Here is a 14561-nt window from a genome sequence, read left to right as displayed (position 1 = left end):
GTATTTGTGTACAAATATATGTGTAGTCATTTAACTACGCAAATATATTTTTAATGAAAACCATTCACTACGACCGGGTTTTTCTCCATTGTCGGAAAGCCCACACGCCTAATGGTATCAGGGAAAGCAGAACAGCCAATAATTTCCAGTTTACACTGTCATTGTTATCACTGGTACTGGACACCATCCTATATTTCCCCTCCCAATTCACAAACTCTTTCAGCATTCTTTTATCCCCTTCCGTCAGGTTCTTTTTATTTTTCAGATAGCTGTAATTCTCCCGCAGCATCGAATCAATCCCTTTGATATTCTCATCTACAACACCACTATCTATCTTCATGTTCATATGAACCGGCCTTACCTTATTATTGGTAAAATCAGAATAGATCGTCACCAGGGAATCCGATATATAAAACTGCTTCTGCTCGCCCTCCTGCAAATACCCTCTATAAGGATGCTGAGAGGTCGAATCAAAAATGCTAAATGAAACAGATGCATTCACCTTACTCAGATTCATCGAGAAATTATCAAAGGCAATGACTGAGTTATCCGGTAATTTTAAACTCATATGCTTACGGTGCTTAATAGTAGAATCCATGGCGAACTTTATAGCGGCAAGGCCTCTTTCTGGTATGAGCTTCTCTGCTGTATAAGCCTCCACCGTCCGGTCCAGTAGTTTCTTATAAGGTATCCACACAAATCCTTTATTCCCCCAGTCTGCTCCCCAGGAGTTCATTAGTTTGAAATACTGTTGATCGTACCCTACCACCAGCATGGCGTGGTATTCCCATTTATCCCGCTGCGCCGGGTTCCAGATAAACTTTCGGCTGGTATCCGCATTTTTCCCATCATCATACAAACTCTCCGAAGTATAGACCCCAATAATCACCGGGTACCCACTTTGCACCTGCACTTTAAAATCATATTCCGATTTCGTGATCCGCTGAAAGCGGTACCCTTTATGTTTGCTGGCACCCTCAATGCTGGCCGTCGTTACACCCCCCATACAACCATCCTGCACCGAATGATAGGGGAAGTCGGCCCATTGACAATTACCTTTGTCCATGATGATGTGAAATGCATCTTTGAAGAAAATACCCCGCTGACAGTCCGTAGGTATGACCTGCTGCTTCAGGTAATTGTAAATGAACGCGGGACTATACACTTTTCGTGGATCAGGTATGCCCTGGGAGATGCCATAATCCTTTAATCCTGCATATGCTCTTTCATAATAGCTGAACAGGTTATACCCCAATGCCCACGACACACAGGATCCCTGTTTCCCCTGATCACCTGCCGGAGGCAGCACTGGTTCCATATCCACTGCCGGCCGGAGTTCTACCCGGCGTCCGGAAGATGCAGCCAGCGGAAACTCCTTGAGTGAATCCGGTTCGGGTAGTAGTAGTCCCCCAGGTACATCAGGTGGCGTGCAGGCTACCATGTGGAATAGCAGGAGTGCAATGATCAACTTTTTCATCTGGCCGCGTTTCTGCTTCTGGCCGCTGCTCCTGGAGCGAGGCTGAGGTTAGAAAGGTTCAGCGTTTTCCTGAACCCAAGTGTGAGAATACGGTCATTAGGAAATCCTCTGAAATCATTCCTGTTTGTCAGGCATCTCCACTCCACGAATAACACATTGCTTTTGTCATTACCATCCGCATCTGTATTGGCCTCATGCGAGGTATTGAAATAAGTTTCGAATACCACCGTCACATATGAGATCCGGCTCTTCTCTGTATTGAATACCTTTCTAAAACTCTCTTCCGATTCCGACGTCAGGTTATGCCATGCCCAGGTATGTTGTATCCCTACCTGGAAATGATCATCATACCGGAACCCCATGCCACAGCGAACATTATACTGTGCGATAATCCGGCCTGAGTCCTGGAAATTAGTGTTCAGTTTTAATGCGAAATTTACGGGGAAGAGAATAAAATGCCCGTTACCATTTTCATTGAACGTAAAAAAGTTGTTGATGTTGATACCCGCAATGCCAGGCAGCATGAGGGCGGGGAGATAGTTGGCCGAATCCTTCACATCTATTTGTCCGGCCGAATAAGGATTAATGGCTAGTTCCCATTTAGCCCGGCCCCAGAATGCTTTTCCGATTGTCTTGATCCATCCGTAGTTGATAACGGGTGTAAGATTGGAGAGGTTGTTTTTACCACTGGAAAAGTTGTAGCTCAGTAAAGGGGTGAGTACGCTTTTTGTATCGTCGTCTTCCCCTGCTACTTCTACAGCTGCTGGTCCAGAAGGGGTGTAAACCGGGGCAGGAACAGTATCTGTTGGGGTAGTGGGAATAGGAGCCCTTAAGGGATGAAAGGCCGGTGTTGCCGAAATGCTGTTGCAAAGTGCGAAGGAGACCAGTGCTGTCAATAGAGATTTTACAAACATGATCATAAGTTTAGTAAAGAATAAAATATTGCTTTACCAAAACTAACCCGGACGCATGTCTGTAACAACGGGATTAAAGACGGAAATGGGGAGGGTGTTTTTCCCGTAATAAGGTTATAACTGCACGATATTATTTCTAATAGCAAACATGACCAGGCCCACCCGGGTATTCAGGTTGAGCTTTTTGCACAGGGCTTCCCGGTAGCCGTCTACCGTACGCTCGCTTACGAACATTTCGGCGGCAATCTGTTGATAGGTTTTCTCACTACATGCTAATCGAAGAAATTGTAGTTCTCTGTCTGTCAATTTCGCGAATGCTTTCAGGTCGCTTTTATCATCTGCCAATGCATGGATGCTGTTCATCACCTTGCGTGTGATCAGTTCATTATAGAAATACCCCTGTCGTATTACTTCGTCAAATGCAAGTTTCAGTTCTGCAGGATCTGCATCTTTGAGCACATAGCCTTTCGCGCCGTGTTTAATCATTTTTATGATGGCGGTGTCCGAGTCCATTGTACTTAGGGCCAATACTTTGATATCCGGGTAATTATCCCGAAGCCATCCGGCGGTTTCATAACCATCCATATTGGGCATCACAATATCGAGTAGCACGATATGCGGTGGATTCTCTTCCTGTAGTTGTCGCTGGAGGTCCTTTCCATCGGATGCATCCAGCATTACTTCGTAACCGGGAAACATATTTATCAATACGGACAAAGCTTTTCGGATCATCACCTGGTCGTCTACAATAGCGATCTTTTTCATTTATTGATAAGGCGTTTTAATTGACATTCAGTTATTGAAATGGTGTTTTGATCTGGATAATCGTACCTTTTCCGGGATGACTCACAATATGTGCTTCACCCCCGATCAGCGTTGCGCGACTAAACATGTTATGCAATCCCAGTCCCCGGTTTTGTTGTAATGTCGCCTCTTTATCGAACCCTTCGCCATTATCTTCAATCTCCACCAGGAATAAAGTACCCGTATAATCCAACCGGATATGGACGGCTGAGGCCTTCGCATGTTTGATCGCATTCTGGATACCTTCCTGCACTATGCGATAAAGTACCAGTTTTCGCTGGTTATCGATTTCCCGTTCTGTGCCTTTGATAGAAAGCTCAAGACGTGTAAATCCCGTACGATTGATATGTTGTACCTGGTTGGCGATCGTTTCACCCAGGTTGTTATTCTGTATATAATAGCTATTCAGGCTTTTGGCAATATTTCGCAAATCAGTCATCGCCCTGCCAAGATTATCTCTCAGTTCTATGATCATAGGGCCATTCTTAGCTTCCTGCTGGTCCATAATGTTGACCTGTATCCGGGCAAGGCTCAGGAATTGCCCTACATTATCATGTATCTCCTGACTGATGGCAGTGAATGTTTCTTCCTGTATTTCCAATCGTGTAGTCAGGATCTCCTGCCTAAAATTTTGTTCCATTTTTTCGATTTGGTTTTTCATCTCAAACTGCCGAAGGTTATCTTCCCGTTTTTCCCGCTGGAATCTTTTCGCAACAAGAATCGCCAGCAGAAAACCTTCCAGGAAAATGGCCGTGGAAACATAACTTACCGGGAATATATGTTGGGGCACACCTGTCTGTATGTACACGGCTTCCACCAGAATGAGTATAAACCACAAGGCATAGAACCCTGAAAAATAGTACCCCAGCCGGTTCCCGGATCGTCCCTCCTTCAACCCGACCATACTCGCGATCACAAATACATACAATGCAAAAACCTGGTTCACCAGCAAGACCGGCAGCGGTGGCAGGAAGGAGAGTCCCACCAGGTAAATCACGAAGCATCCGGCACTGTACAATGCTACCCGGTAAAGGTCCGGATGCCTGTTACGCAGCTCAAAGAAAGAGATGCAAAAGAGCAAAAGCGCAATCATGTCCAGTACCGGTACGATGCTGTACCAGAACATCATCTGAATCCGGGGAAAGAAGTAGATGGCGTAACCCTCCATGACCGTGGCAGAGGTCATCAGGTAAAAGAAGATGAGAATAGAATAATACAGGAAATAGTTTTTCTTCAGTGCAGCGTACAGGAAGAGGTTCACGATCACTGCCAATAGCAGGATGCCTGCATAGATTCCATAATCCATTTTTTTCCGGGCAGCTTGCAACTCCCAATATTTAAGGGTAATGAGCTGCACCGGCGTAGCATGGATCAATGGGCGCATGCGGATATATACCGGCCCATTCGAACGGGGATAAGGAATGACCTGGTTATGGTCCAGCACAGGCTTTGAAGTAAACGGAACTTCGTATCCACTCCTGATCGACTGCCAATGGCCCCCTGCGTCGGTATAATATAATGTAAGTTCGGATATGAACGCCTGTTCAAAGGATAATAACAGGCTATCAGTTGTGTTGTTCCGTACATCCAGGCGAAGCCATATTACTTTATCCGTAAAACCGAAATGTAACACGGCCTGCCCGGTAGGGTGCCAGACTGAAGTAATCACATCTTCTATCCGCAACTTACCCGTACTATCCTCCATAAATTGCATTGCGGGGGCAACGGACAATGCCTCGTCGCCCCGCGACCATTGCACGGTTTGTCCGCCAGCGGGTAAGCACCAATGGATCCAGCTTATCAGTATAAGCAGGTATTTCATTCGTGATCCCCCATTGTGAACGGTAATTTGATATTCATTACAAAAGACATTGTAATCACCCATATAAAACAGTAAATACCGAACGGCACATAGCCCAGGTAACCTAACAAAGGCATGTTGAAAATATGGTAGAAATTCACAAAAGGTATACAGTAATCCCAGTAACCCGGGTTATAAGATCCGCCGTGGAACCGTACGGCTATGGACTGGAAATAACTCAGCCTGTTCCAGCATTCCACACAAAGCCCCTGTATAACCCATACGGTAGAAAAAACAATCAGCGGATTCCAGTCCCCCTGTTCGCGGATAGCGCGGAAAGGCGTCCATTTTCCCAGCATGCCAAGCACAATAATCAGGATGGTAAGTGGCCCCAGCCAGAAGGCGTAGAACAGGCTATCCGGTGCGAATACCATACTGAAAAGCAACCCGGCTGCCACAATCAGGATGATGATACGCGCTGTCAGCGACCATTTCACCTTACTGCCCTGCCGGTAACCAGCGTTGATGCGAGGGAAGGTTAGTAGGAGGTGGTACCACTCAAATGCCATGGGAATAAATGCAGAGGAGCCTACAATGGCGTAGAGCAGGAATTCATCCCGCGGCACTATCTCCGCATGCGGATAGAACCAGTTGATATTGATGAAAAAATTAAAATACTCGAAGATGAGCCATCCTGAAATGGAGAGCATCCCCATGGCAAAAAGTTCTGCCATTCCATTTTTCATCAACGATTTACCCCCATTGCGGGCATAGACGATGCCATCCAGCATAAAGATAAAGCCCCACCATAGGGGCAATAATGCCCAGTTCAACAGCCATTTAGGGCCGCTGAGTTTTGCGGCGAATATGACTATAATCGCACCCCACAAAACCAGTCCCAGCCAGAACCACCATGGTAAGCGTGTTTTGGGGGGCCGTGGGGGTGGTGTGGTAGCAGGTCGTATCCCATAAATACGTGGGAAGAAGACAAGTAACAGGTAAGCGATGAACAATAAGGAGGTAATGACAATCACCAGGTAATTCTTATCTGGTTTTACCGTGGGCACCTTTGCCGGAAAATTGAAGAAATCCTGGGGGAGTTCTCCTCCTTCGCGGAGTAGGAGGGCTACATAAGGTGTGTAGAAAATGATGACCAGGGTCAATAATAGGTAACCGACTTTGCGACTATGACTCATAGATTCAGGAGTTATTGAGGTAATACTTGCAAGCTACACTTTACACTGTTGCGCGAAAAGGTGAAAAAATACATTGGGGGAGGGGTATTTTCCCCGGGGTGAATTTTGTGTTTCGAAATGCTACAGGTTGATCGTCCCGGGACTAAGATAATAAAAATTAGGTTGCTGTTCAGGGAGCTTATGCCCGATAAGATCCGGAATATGATCTGATAGTTTATATTGAATAAGAAAAGAGCCCGACATATTACAGGTGGTTTTTTTTTATGTGATTGGGTTGAAAGCTATGTTTAATGCAATAAAGGATAATAGCAATTATTTACAGTGTGGGCTTTATATCAAGCCTGAAGAGTTGGAAGATATTTCAAGCTAGGGCGTCTCATATCCATATCCTTTTTCATTATCGACCCATACTCTCTCCTGTTTCGGATAAGGAATTCCTTTGACTTCCTCAGCTATCTGTAGTTTAAATTGTTCATCAGTGCCCTGGTAGCCGTCTTGGATTAGCTTTGTCCAGCTATACACGTCCAGCTTCTCTTTTTCATGCCATTCAGGAAGACGTCTCACAGAATCTTTATAGAGCTCCCACAGGTTTTGCTGGAATTTCTCTTCTGCTTTCAGTGCTTTTGCTTCTTCCTGTTCAGCCCTGGGACGTTCTTGTACGTATTGCTGTAACGCATCATAGTTTACATTGAAATATTGGTGACAAATCCAGTTTGCCCAGGTCCATTTATCCTGTAGCTCCCATGCAGGGCTTTTGCCTCTTGATTCCATGCTGCTTTTCAGGGGAACACAATCATCGGTATAGAAGAAGTGGTCGCCTTCGCGATTGGTAAAGTGAAATTCGTCGTATAGCATCCATTTCTTTACGGGACGGTTACCATTGGCAGGCAATTGAAAGCTATTTCTCCATTCTTCCTGGTTAATAGGGAAGATGGTGAGGTGCCAATCAGGATAGCCCAGCTGTTGCAGGCCCTGTACCATCATCCACCTGGACTTAGCGGAGGCGCTGACCACGGCTTCAGGGTTTACTGCAGATGTAAGGCTTTTTGTGAGCTGTATTACAGGCTTATTTACCGTTGCAGCAGGCCGGGAAATACCTGCAGAAGAGGTGTTATTGGCGGAAGCTCTGTTAGCAGACTGCGATGTGCGAAGAGAGGTAACGTGCATGGCATTTTAAGAGTTGTTAGATTGAATATACGGTAAATATCTTAGTGTTTTGTGTACTGGGTGTATACCTCTAATGTTTCGTGTTAATAGACCTGAAGACTTATAAGCTGACCCATCAGCATATGGGCTAGATGGATATTATATGTGTATTTATGAAGTATAGATTTGAAGAGAGGATTTGCCCTCACCTCGGGCACGGCAGAAGAATTCGCCAGGCAGCCTACTTATTATGTGATGGATCTGGATAAAACAATGCCAGAGTCAGTTGCTCCCTACATGCCGTCGCAGGATGAAATAGACGCTTGTAAATGGCTTCCTGATAACGAAATTGATTTCTATACACAGGAGTTTAAACGTACCGGTTTTCAGGGCGGATTAAACTGGTACCGTTGTACCACGAGCGGATTAAATAGGTCTGACCTCGAACTTTTTTCGGGTCACACCATAGATGTACCCTCTTGCTTTATTTCAGGAGTCGCTGACTGGGCAACATTTCGTCCGCCAGGCGCATTAGAACAGATGCAGCGCAAGGCCTGTACAAAAATGCAAAGCTTTCACATCATTGAAGGTGCGGGTCACTGGTTGCAACAGGAACAACCTGAACAACTCACCGAATTGATGGTCGATTTTTTGCAGCACGCAAAATAGACGACATCTGATAATAGAATAAATAAGTGGAGCTTACCCAAACGCCTTCAACTCATTTAAAATAAAGAATGGAACCAGGTTAAGCTGGTAGTTTCCGTTTACCAAATGAGTGAATGCAAATGATATGACTGAACCGGTTTTGGAAATACCAGGATTGGAAAGTAATACTGTAAACCTGATGGCATCAATGAATACAGCGGCAAAGATAAAGCCTATAGATATCTATTCCGGAATGCCGGGAAGCGAATACTTACGACTTATTAACTCATATGCCTCATTACGAAAATAACTGTTGCTAATGATCATGAACAATAATGGAGTATTGTTCTAATGTTATTCTTAGTTAACACTCCAATGAGACTCGAACCTCGCTACAGATTGATAATAAATAGTGTGAATGAAAGCTCCAAAAACCAGAAAGCTTCAAGTTCTTGAACTTGAAGCTTTCTGGTTTCCTGTGATCCCGTTGGGACTCGAACCCAAGACCCATACATTAAAAGTGTATTGCTCTACCAACTGAGCTACGGAATCATACCCCAATTCGTTATTGGGAGTGCAAAGATAGGAATTATTTAATATCTCCCAACTTTTTGACAACTTTTTTTAAAACATACTCACAATTTTACCTGCTCTTCACAAACAAAATCTCATATTATCCAATATCCCACTTATTTTTGCGATTGTTAAAAATTTCTAATGCAACAACCTTTCGAAAACAAAGTAGCCGTTATCACCGGCGGAACTTCCGGTATAGGAAAAGCCATCGCAATTGACCTCCTCCGCTCCGGCGCCAAAGTCGCCGTATGTGGCCGTAAGCAGGACGCCCTGCTGGCCCTCAGCGATGAGCTGAAAACAAATGCCCTGTTCACCTATGTCGCCGATGTCAGTAAAGAGGATGATTGTAAAGCTTTTATCGGACAAACGATTGCCCATTTCGGTAAAATAGATATCCTCATCAACAATGCAGGTATCTCTATGCGCGCCCTCTTCAATGGTGTCAATTTGTCTGTGTTAAAACAACTGATGGATATCAATTTCTGGGGAACCGTGTATTGTACAAATTATGCATTACCTTCCATCCTCGAAAATAAGGGAACCATCGTCGGCGTATCTTCCATCGCCGGTTACCGTGGCCTTCCCGGCAGAACCGGTTACTCTGCCAGCAAGTTCGCCATGCAGGGCTTCCTGGAATCGCTGAGAACAGAACTCCTGCATACAGGCGTCAACGTAATGTGGGTGTGCCCGGGTTTTACTGCCTCCAATATCCGCAACACGGCACTGAACGATAAAGGTAACGTACAGGGCGAAACACCCCTCGACGAAGGAAAACTTATGACCGCCGAAGCAGTTGCTTCAGCTATCAATAAATCGATTGCTAAACGTAAACGTACATTGGTATTAACGGGACAGGGAAAACTGACCGTGTTGCTGAGTAAACTACTACCCGGATTTCTCGATGGAATGGTGTACAACCACTTTAAGAAAGAACCAAATTCTCCTTTAAAATAATTGACATTCAATCCGGAACTGACTATAATGCAGTTCCGGATTTGCTTTACACCGCCCCAAACCCTTATCTATACAAGTTCACAGAGTTATACACATCTGAACAAGTATTTTCACATTGACAGTCTCCCGCATCTAAATATTATCTTACTTTGCATTAAAATCAACGCCAGTCTTCAATGGCATCAAATTTGAAGATAAAGCGAATCTAATAATCACGAATGTCCATTATAACACTAACATCAGATATCGGTTTACAGGATTACCTCGTCGGCGCCATGAAAGGGCAGCTGTCGCAGGACTGTCCCGGTGCTCAGTTAGTGGACGTTACTCACCAGATTTCTCCGTTCAACCTGCCGCAGGCTACGTATATCTGTAAAGGTGCTTTCGCGCATTTTGCAGCAGGTACATTTCATATAGTACTCATTAATCTGTTCGATAGAAAAGCAGATCATGTGTTGCTCGCTCAGCACAATGGTCAGTATATCGCCTGCGCAGATAACGGGCTGATTACCATGATTGCAGAAGGGTTACCTGGAGTAGTAGTCAAATTACCGCTCGCAAAAGATCAGGCGAAAGATACCTTTGGGATACTGAAACGTTTTGCCCAGGCATTCAATGATCTCAAAAGCGGTAAGAAATTAACTGACCTGGGAGAACAGGCAAACGAATACGTTATTAAAAATAACTTACAGCCCATGACCGGGCAGGATTATATCGATGGTCAGATCATTCATATCGACAACTTCGAGAATGTAGTGGTGAATATCACCCGCAAACAGTTCGAGGAGCAGCGCCAGGGTAGAAAGTTCTCTATCTTTTTCCGCAGGGATGAAGTCATTTCCTCCCTCAGTGAAACCTATTCCGATGTACCGGAAGGACATAAACTGGCCATGTTCAATGCCGCCGGTTACCTGGAGATCGCTATTAATAAAGGTAATGCTGCCGGTTTGTTTGGTTTACAGGGGTTCCGCAGGGATCAGTTGACGAGTCAGCAGAATACCGGGTACCAGAAACTGTCGTTTTACCAGACGGTCAGGGTTATATTTAACTGATTTTATGCCGGCCCCATGGCCGGCATTTTTGATTTTACCCGGTAAGATGACCCCCTGAATTAAAATAGAATTAAAAAATCCTACCCCAAACCCCATAAATCCCTGTAAATCTTCATTTTTTTTCACTTATTAAAGAAAAAGTTAAAACTGTTATCTCTAATTATCATAATTTGCCACTTTTTCTATTTTTGTCGGACCTAAAACATCTCTATGAATTTTAAAAGGACCAACAACATTGTGGGTTGGGTTATTTGTATCATTGCCTGCACTGTCTATATTATGACTATGGAGGCGACCGGCAGCTTATGGGACTGCGGTGAGTTTATTAGCACCGCCGCTAAGGTGCAGATCCCTCACCCTCCAGGTGCTCCGCTTTTTGTGCTGTTGGGTAGGCTCTTTATTATTTTCTTCGGCCAGAAGCATGCCGCTATTGGTGTTAACACGATGTCTGCCCTTGCAAGTGGTTTTACTATCCTGTTCCTCTTTTGGACCATTACCCACTTCGCACGCCGCCTTATGGTGAAGGCAGACGAATCGATCTCCGGCGAAAAAATGATCGCTATCATGGGCGCAGGTATCGTAGGTGCCCTCGCTTATACTTTTTCTGACTCATTCTGGTTCTCTGCTGTGGAAGGTGAGGTGTACGCTATGTCGTCTTTCTTCACTGCCATCGTATTCTGGGCTATCCTGAAATGGGAACATGAATCCGAAGAGGCTTATGCCGACCGCTGGATCGTGTTCATCGCTTTCATGATGGGCCTCTCTATCGGTGTCCACCTGCTGAACCTCCTCACCATCCCTGCTATTGTGATGGTATATTACTTTAAACGTTACAAAGCGACCCCTATGGGTACCTTCTGGGCGTTTATTATTGGTTGTGCAATAACTGGTCTGATACAGAAATTCATTATCCAGGATACCATCAAGGCTTCCGGTTATATGGACGTGTTCTTCGTAAACTACCTGCACCTGCCTTTCTTCACTGGTTTTGGATTCTACTTTATTGCTATTATTGTAGCCCTGATCTATGGTCTGAAAAATCCAAAATTCGGCATCTACGCTCCATTGATCCTGATCTCTTCCGTAATCCTCATCCCTGCATTCATCGACGCTGATGGTAGCGGTATGATATTCCTGAAGATCATCATCGCAGGTGCGGTGCTGGGTATTCCATGGGTGGTTAAACAGGCTGGTGGTAACCTGCTGGCACAAAATGCGATCCATGCAACCAAACTGACCATCTACTGTACCCTCTTCCTGTTACTGGGTTACTCCACTTATATTACCACCATGGTAAGGTCTACTGCCAATCCGGCTGTGGATATGTATAACGTAGATAACCCAATCTCCCTGGTAGGTTACCTGGGTCGTGAGCAGTATGGTGATTTCCCGCTGATCTATGGCCAGGTATTTACTGCCCGTCCTACCGAATACAAAGAAACCAGCAATGTGTACGCACGCGGTTTTGATGAAAACGGTAAACCTAAATATGTAGTGGCCGGCAAAAAACAGGAACCTGTTTATGCTGCTGAAGATAAAATGCTGTTCCCTCGTGTTTGGGACGCGTCTAACGATCAGGGTCATGCTGACTACTATCGTAGTTTCCTGGGCTTACAACAGGGTGAAAAGCCAACTTTTGGCGACAACGTAAAGTTCTTCCTGGAATACCAGGTTAACTTTATGTACTTCCGTTACTTCATGTGGAACTTTGCTGGCAAACAGAATGATACACAGGGTTATGGTAACGTGAGAGACGGTAACTGGATTTCCGGTATTCCTTTCATCGATAACTTCCTGTATGGTGACCAGTCTGCCATGCCAGATAGTTTGAAGAACAACAAGGGGCACAATACCCTGTTCCTCCTGCCATTCCTCTTAGGTATATTCGGCCTGTTGTATCATTATAAATACCACCGCCGCGATACCCTGGTAGTTGGTCTGCTGTTCTTCTTCACTGGTTTCGCGATTGTATTGTACCTGAACCAGGCTGGTAACCAGCCACGTGAGCGTGACTACGCTTATGTAGGATCTTTCTATGCTTATGCGGTGTGGATTGGACTGGGTGTACTGGCAGTATACCAGTTCCTGAAGAGCAAAACCAAACTGGCAGTTGCAGCGCCAATCGCTACTGTGATCTGTATCCTGGCAGTACCTGTACTGATGGGTGCGCAGGAGTGGGATGATCATGATCGTTCTACCAAGACGATTGCGAAAGATGTGGCTTCTGACTACCTTAATTCATGTGCGCCGAATGCGATCCTCTTCACTGTCGGTGATAACGATACTTACCCGCTGTGGTTTGCACAGGAAGTAGAAGGCGTTCGTACAGATGTACGTGTAATCAACCTGAGCTTACTCGGTGTGGACTGGTATATCGATCAGGCCCGCCAGGCGGTAAACCAGAGTCCAGCTATTCCAATGACATGGAGTGCGGATAAATACCGTGGCGAAAACCACAACTACGTTCAGTTCTATGATGGTGGTAACTTCCCGCAGGATAAATTCTATAACCTGAAAGAAGTCCTGAACTTCATGGGTTCTACTGACAGTCGTGCGATGGTAACCACCCAGAGCAACGAGCAGATGAACTACCTCCCTGTAAAGAGATTGTTCATTCCTGTTGATAAAGCTGAAGTACTGGCTTCGAATACTGTAAGTGCGTACGACAGCAGCCGTATCCTGCCACAGCTGCCATTCCAGGTAAATAAGAACTACCTGCTGAAGAATGACCTGGCTGCACTGGATATCATTGCGACCAATGCATTTAAACGCCCTATCTATTTCACCAGTCCTACCGACCTGGGTCTGAACGACTACCTCCGTATGGATGGTCTGACCTATCGCCTGGTTCCGCTGAAAAAAGAAGAAAGCGAAGATCCAATGGGTGCTGAGAAGAATGTAAACGTGCCGGTGATGTACGATGTAATGATGAATAAGTTCACCTTCGGTGGTGCGAATATTCCAACTACTTACTTCGACGAACCTAACCGTAAGCTGCTTCAGTACCTGAGAAATGCTTATACCCGCCTGGGTACTGCCCTGGCGCTGGATAATAAGAAAGATCAGGCATTACTGGCACTGAACAAGGCGGATAGCAACCTGTTGCAAAGCACGTTCCCTTATGCCATGACTACTCCGGGTCAGATGCATAACTACAGTTCTATGCAGACTGTATATGCGTACTACCTGGCTGGTGATAAGGCGAAGGCTGAACAGATTGCCAGTCTGATCAAGAAGGATTGTCAACAGCAGATCAACTACTACCGTAGTCTGCCTGAGAACAGGATGACCAGCGATTTGCAGCGTGATGGACAGATGGCGCAGCAGTTTATTTCATTACTGGATCGTATGAAATCAGACTTTAGCGATACTGCGCATCATGCAATGCAGGATTTACCTGGTGGTAATGTGATCAGTACAGACGATAGTACGAATTAAAATATACGTCTGGTGGCTATTTGACACCGGCTTGTTTATATATTATTAGTGAGTACAATCCCCGGTTCTTTTAGAGCCGGGGATTTTTTTATTTTATTGGGTACCAAACGCCAAAATATGCCTGGGCAAGTGATTGAAGAGGTGATTTTCAGGCAGGAGGGAAGTTCCGCAGGTTCAGTCATTACCTGACAGCGCCGGGGATTTTTTATTTATTGGGTATCAAACTCCAAAACATGCCTGGGCAAGTTATTGAAGAGGTGATTTTCAGGTAAGAGGGAAGTCCCGCAGGTTCAGTCATTACCTGACAGCGTCGGGGTTTTTTATTTATTGGGTATCAAACGCCAAAATATGCCTGGGCAAGTTATTGAAAAGGTGATTTTCAGGTAAGAGGGAAGTCCCGCAGGTTCAGTCATTACCTGACAGCGGCGGGGATTTTTTATTTATTTGGTATCAAAATCCAACACATGCCTGGCAAGTTATTGAAAAGGTGATTTTCAGGTAAGAGGGAAGTCCGCAGGTTCAGTCATTACCTGACAGCGGCGGGGATTTTTTTAT

The 14561-nt window shown here is 45.1% G+C and carries 10 protein-coding genes and 1 tRNA gene; 4 read left to right on the top strand and 7 right to left on the bottom strand.

Annotated features, from left to right (window positions below):
• Nucleotides 1-67: 67 nt before the first annotated feature.
• The 6 genes from SIO70_RS22415 to SIO70_RS22390 form a co-directional block, all read right to left on the bottom strand.
• Nucleotides 68-1477, bottom strand: a complete 1410-nt coding sequence (locus SIO70_RS22415; protein WP_320574478.1) for a C1 family peptidase — start codon at nucleotides 1475-1477, stop codon at nucleotides 68-70.
• Nucleotides 1474-2391 carry a hypothetical protein gene (locus SIO70_RS22410; protein WP_320574477.1) on the bottom strand — a complete coding sequence of 306 codons (918 nt, stop codon included), beginning with the start codon at nucleotides 2389-2391 and terminating at the stop codon, nucleotides 1474-1476. The genes SIO70_RS22415 and SIO70_RS22410 overlap by 4 nt, the downstream gene beginning before the upstream one ends.
• A 114-nt stretch (nucleotides 2392-2505) precedes the next feature.
• Nucleotides 2506-3156, bottom strand: a complete 651-nt coding sequence (locus tag SIO70_RS22405) for a response regulator transcription factor (RefSeq protein WP_320574476.1) — start codon at nucleotides 3154-3156, stop codon at nucleotides 2506-2508.
• Nucleotides 3157-3187: 31 nt separating this feature from the next.
• Nucleotides 3188-5017 (bottom strand): 7TM-DISM domain-containing protein, encoded by a 1830-nt coding sequence (locus SIO70_RS22400; RefSeq protein ID WP_320574475.1) that lies wholly within the window; start codon nucleotides 5015-5017, stop codon nucleotides 3188-3190.
• Nucleotides 5014-6192: a hypothetical protein gene (locus tag SIO70_RS22395; RefSeq protein ID WP_320574474.1), complete on the bottom strand. Its 1179-nt coding sequence runs from the start codon at nucleotides 6190-6192 to the stop codon at nucleotides 5014-5016. Before SIO70_RS22395 ends, SIO70_RS22400 begins: the two co-directional genes overlap by 4 nt.
• Nucleotides 6193-6558: 366 nt before the next feature.
• Complete coding sequence (locus SIO70_RS22390; protein WP_320574473.1) at nucleotides 6559-7359, bottom strand: hypothetical protein; 801 nt, start codon at nucleotides 7357-7359, stop codon at nucleotides 6559-6561.
• 165 nt (nucleotides 7360-7524) lie between these two features.
• Here SIO70_RS22390 and SIO70_RS22385 point away from each other — a divergent pair, with 165 nt between their 5' ends.
• Complete coding sequence (locus SIO70_RS22385; RefSeq protein WP_320574472.1) at nucleotides 7525-8007, top strand: alpha/beta hydrolase; 483 nt, start codon at nucleotides 7525-7527, stop codon at nucleotides 8005-8007.
• Nucleotides 8008-8465: 458 nt separating this feature from the next.
• On the opposite strand, the gene SIO70_RS22380 is transcribed toward SIO70_RS22385, so the two are convergent.
• Nucleotides 8466-8538 (bottom strand) — tRNA-Lys (locus tag SIO70_RS22380).
• A gap of 165 nt (nucleotides 8539-8703) precedes the next feature.
• Here SIO70_RS22380 and SIO70_RS22375 point away from each other — a divergent pair.
• From SIO70_RS22375 to SIO70_RS22365, 3 genes are all read left to right on the top strand, one after another.
• Nucleotides 8704-9516, top strand: coding sequence for an SDR family oxidoreductase (locus SIO70_RS22375; protein WP_320574471.1), 813 nt, complete (start codon nucleotides 8704-8706; stop codon nucleotides 9514-9516).
• A gap of 218 nt (nucleotides 9517-9734) precedes the next feature.
• Nucleotides 9735-10568 carry an SAM-dependent chlorinase/fluorinase gene (locus SIO70_RS22370; protein ID WP_320574470.1) on the top strand — a complete coding sequence of 278 codons (834 nt, stop codon included), beginning with the start codon at nucleotides 9735-9737 and terminating at the stop codon, nucleotides 10566-10568.
• Between the two features lie 210 nt (nucleotides 10569-10778).
• Nucleotides 10779-14006, top strand: coding sequence for a DUF2723 domain-containing protein (locus SIO70_RS22365; RefSeq protein ID WP_320574469.1), 3228 nt, complete (start codon nucleotides 10779-10781; stop codon nucleotides 14004-14006).
• Nucleotides 14007-14561 lie beyond the last annotated feature (555 nt).

It is taken from the genome of Chitinophaga sancti (assembly GCF_034087045.1).
GTDB classification, from domain to species: Bacteria; Bacteroidota; Bacteroidia; order Chitinophagales; family Chitinophagaceae; genus Chitinophaga; species Chitinophaga sancti_B.
Note: the sequence above shows the minus strand (reverse complement) of the source record. Positions and strands in the feature narration are given on the sequence as shown.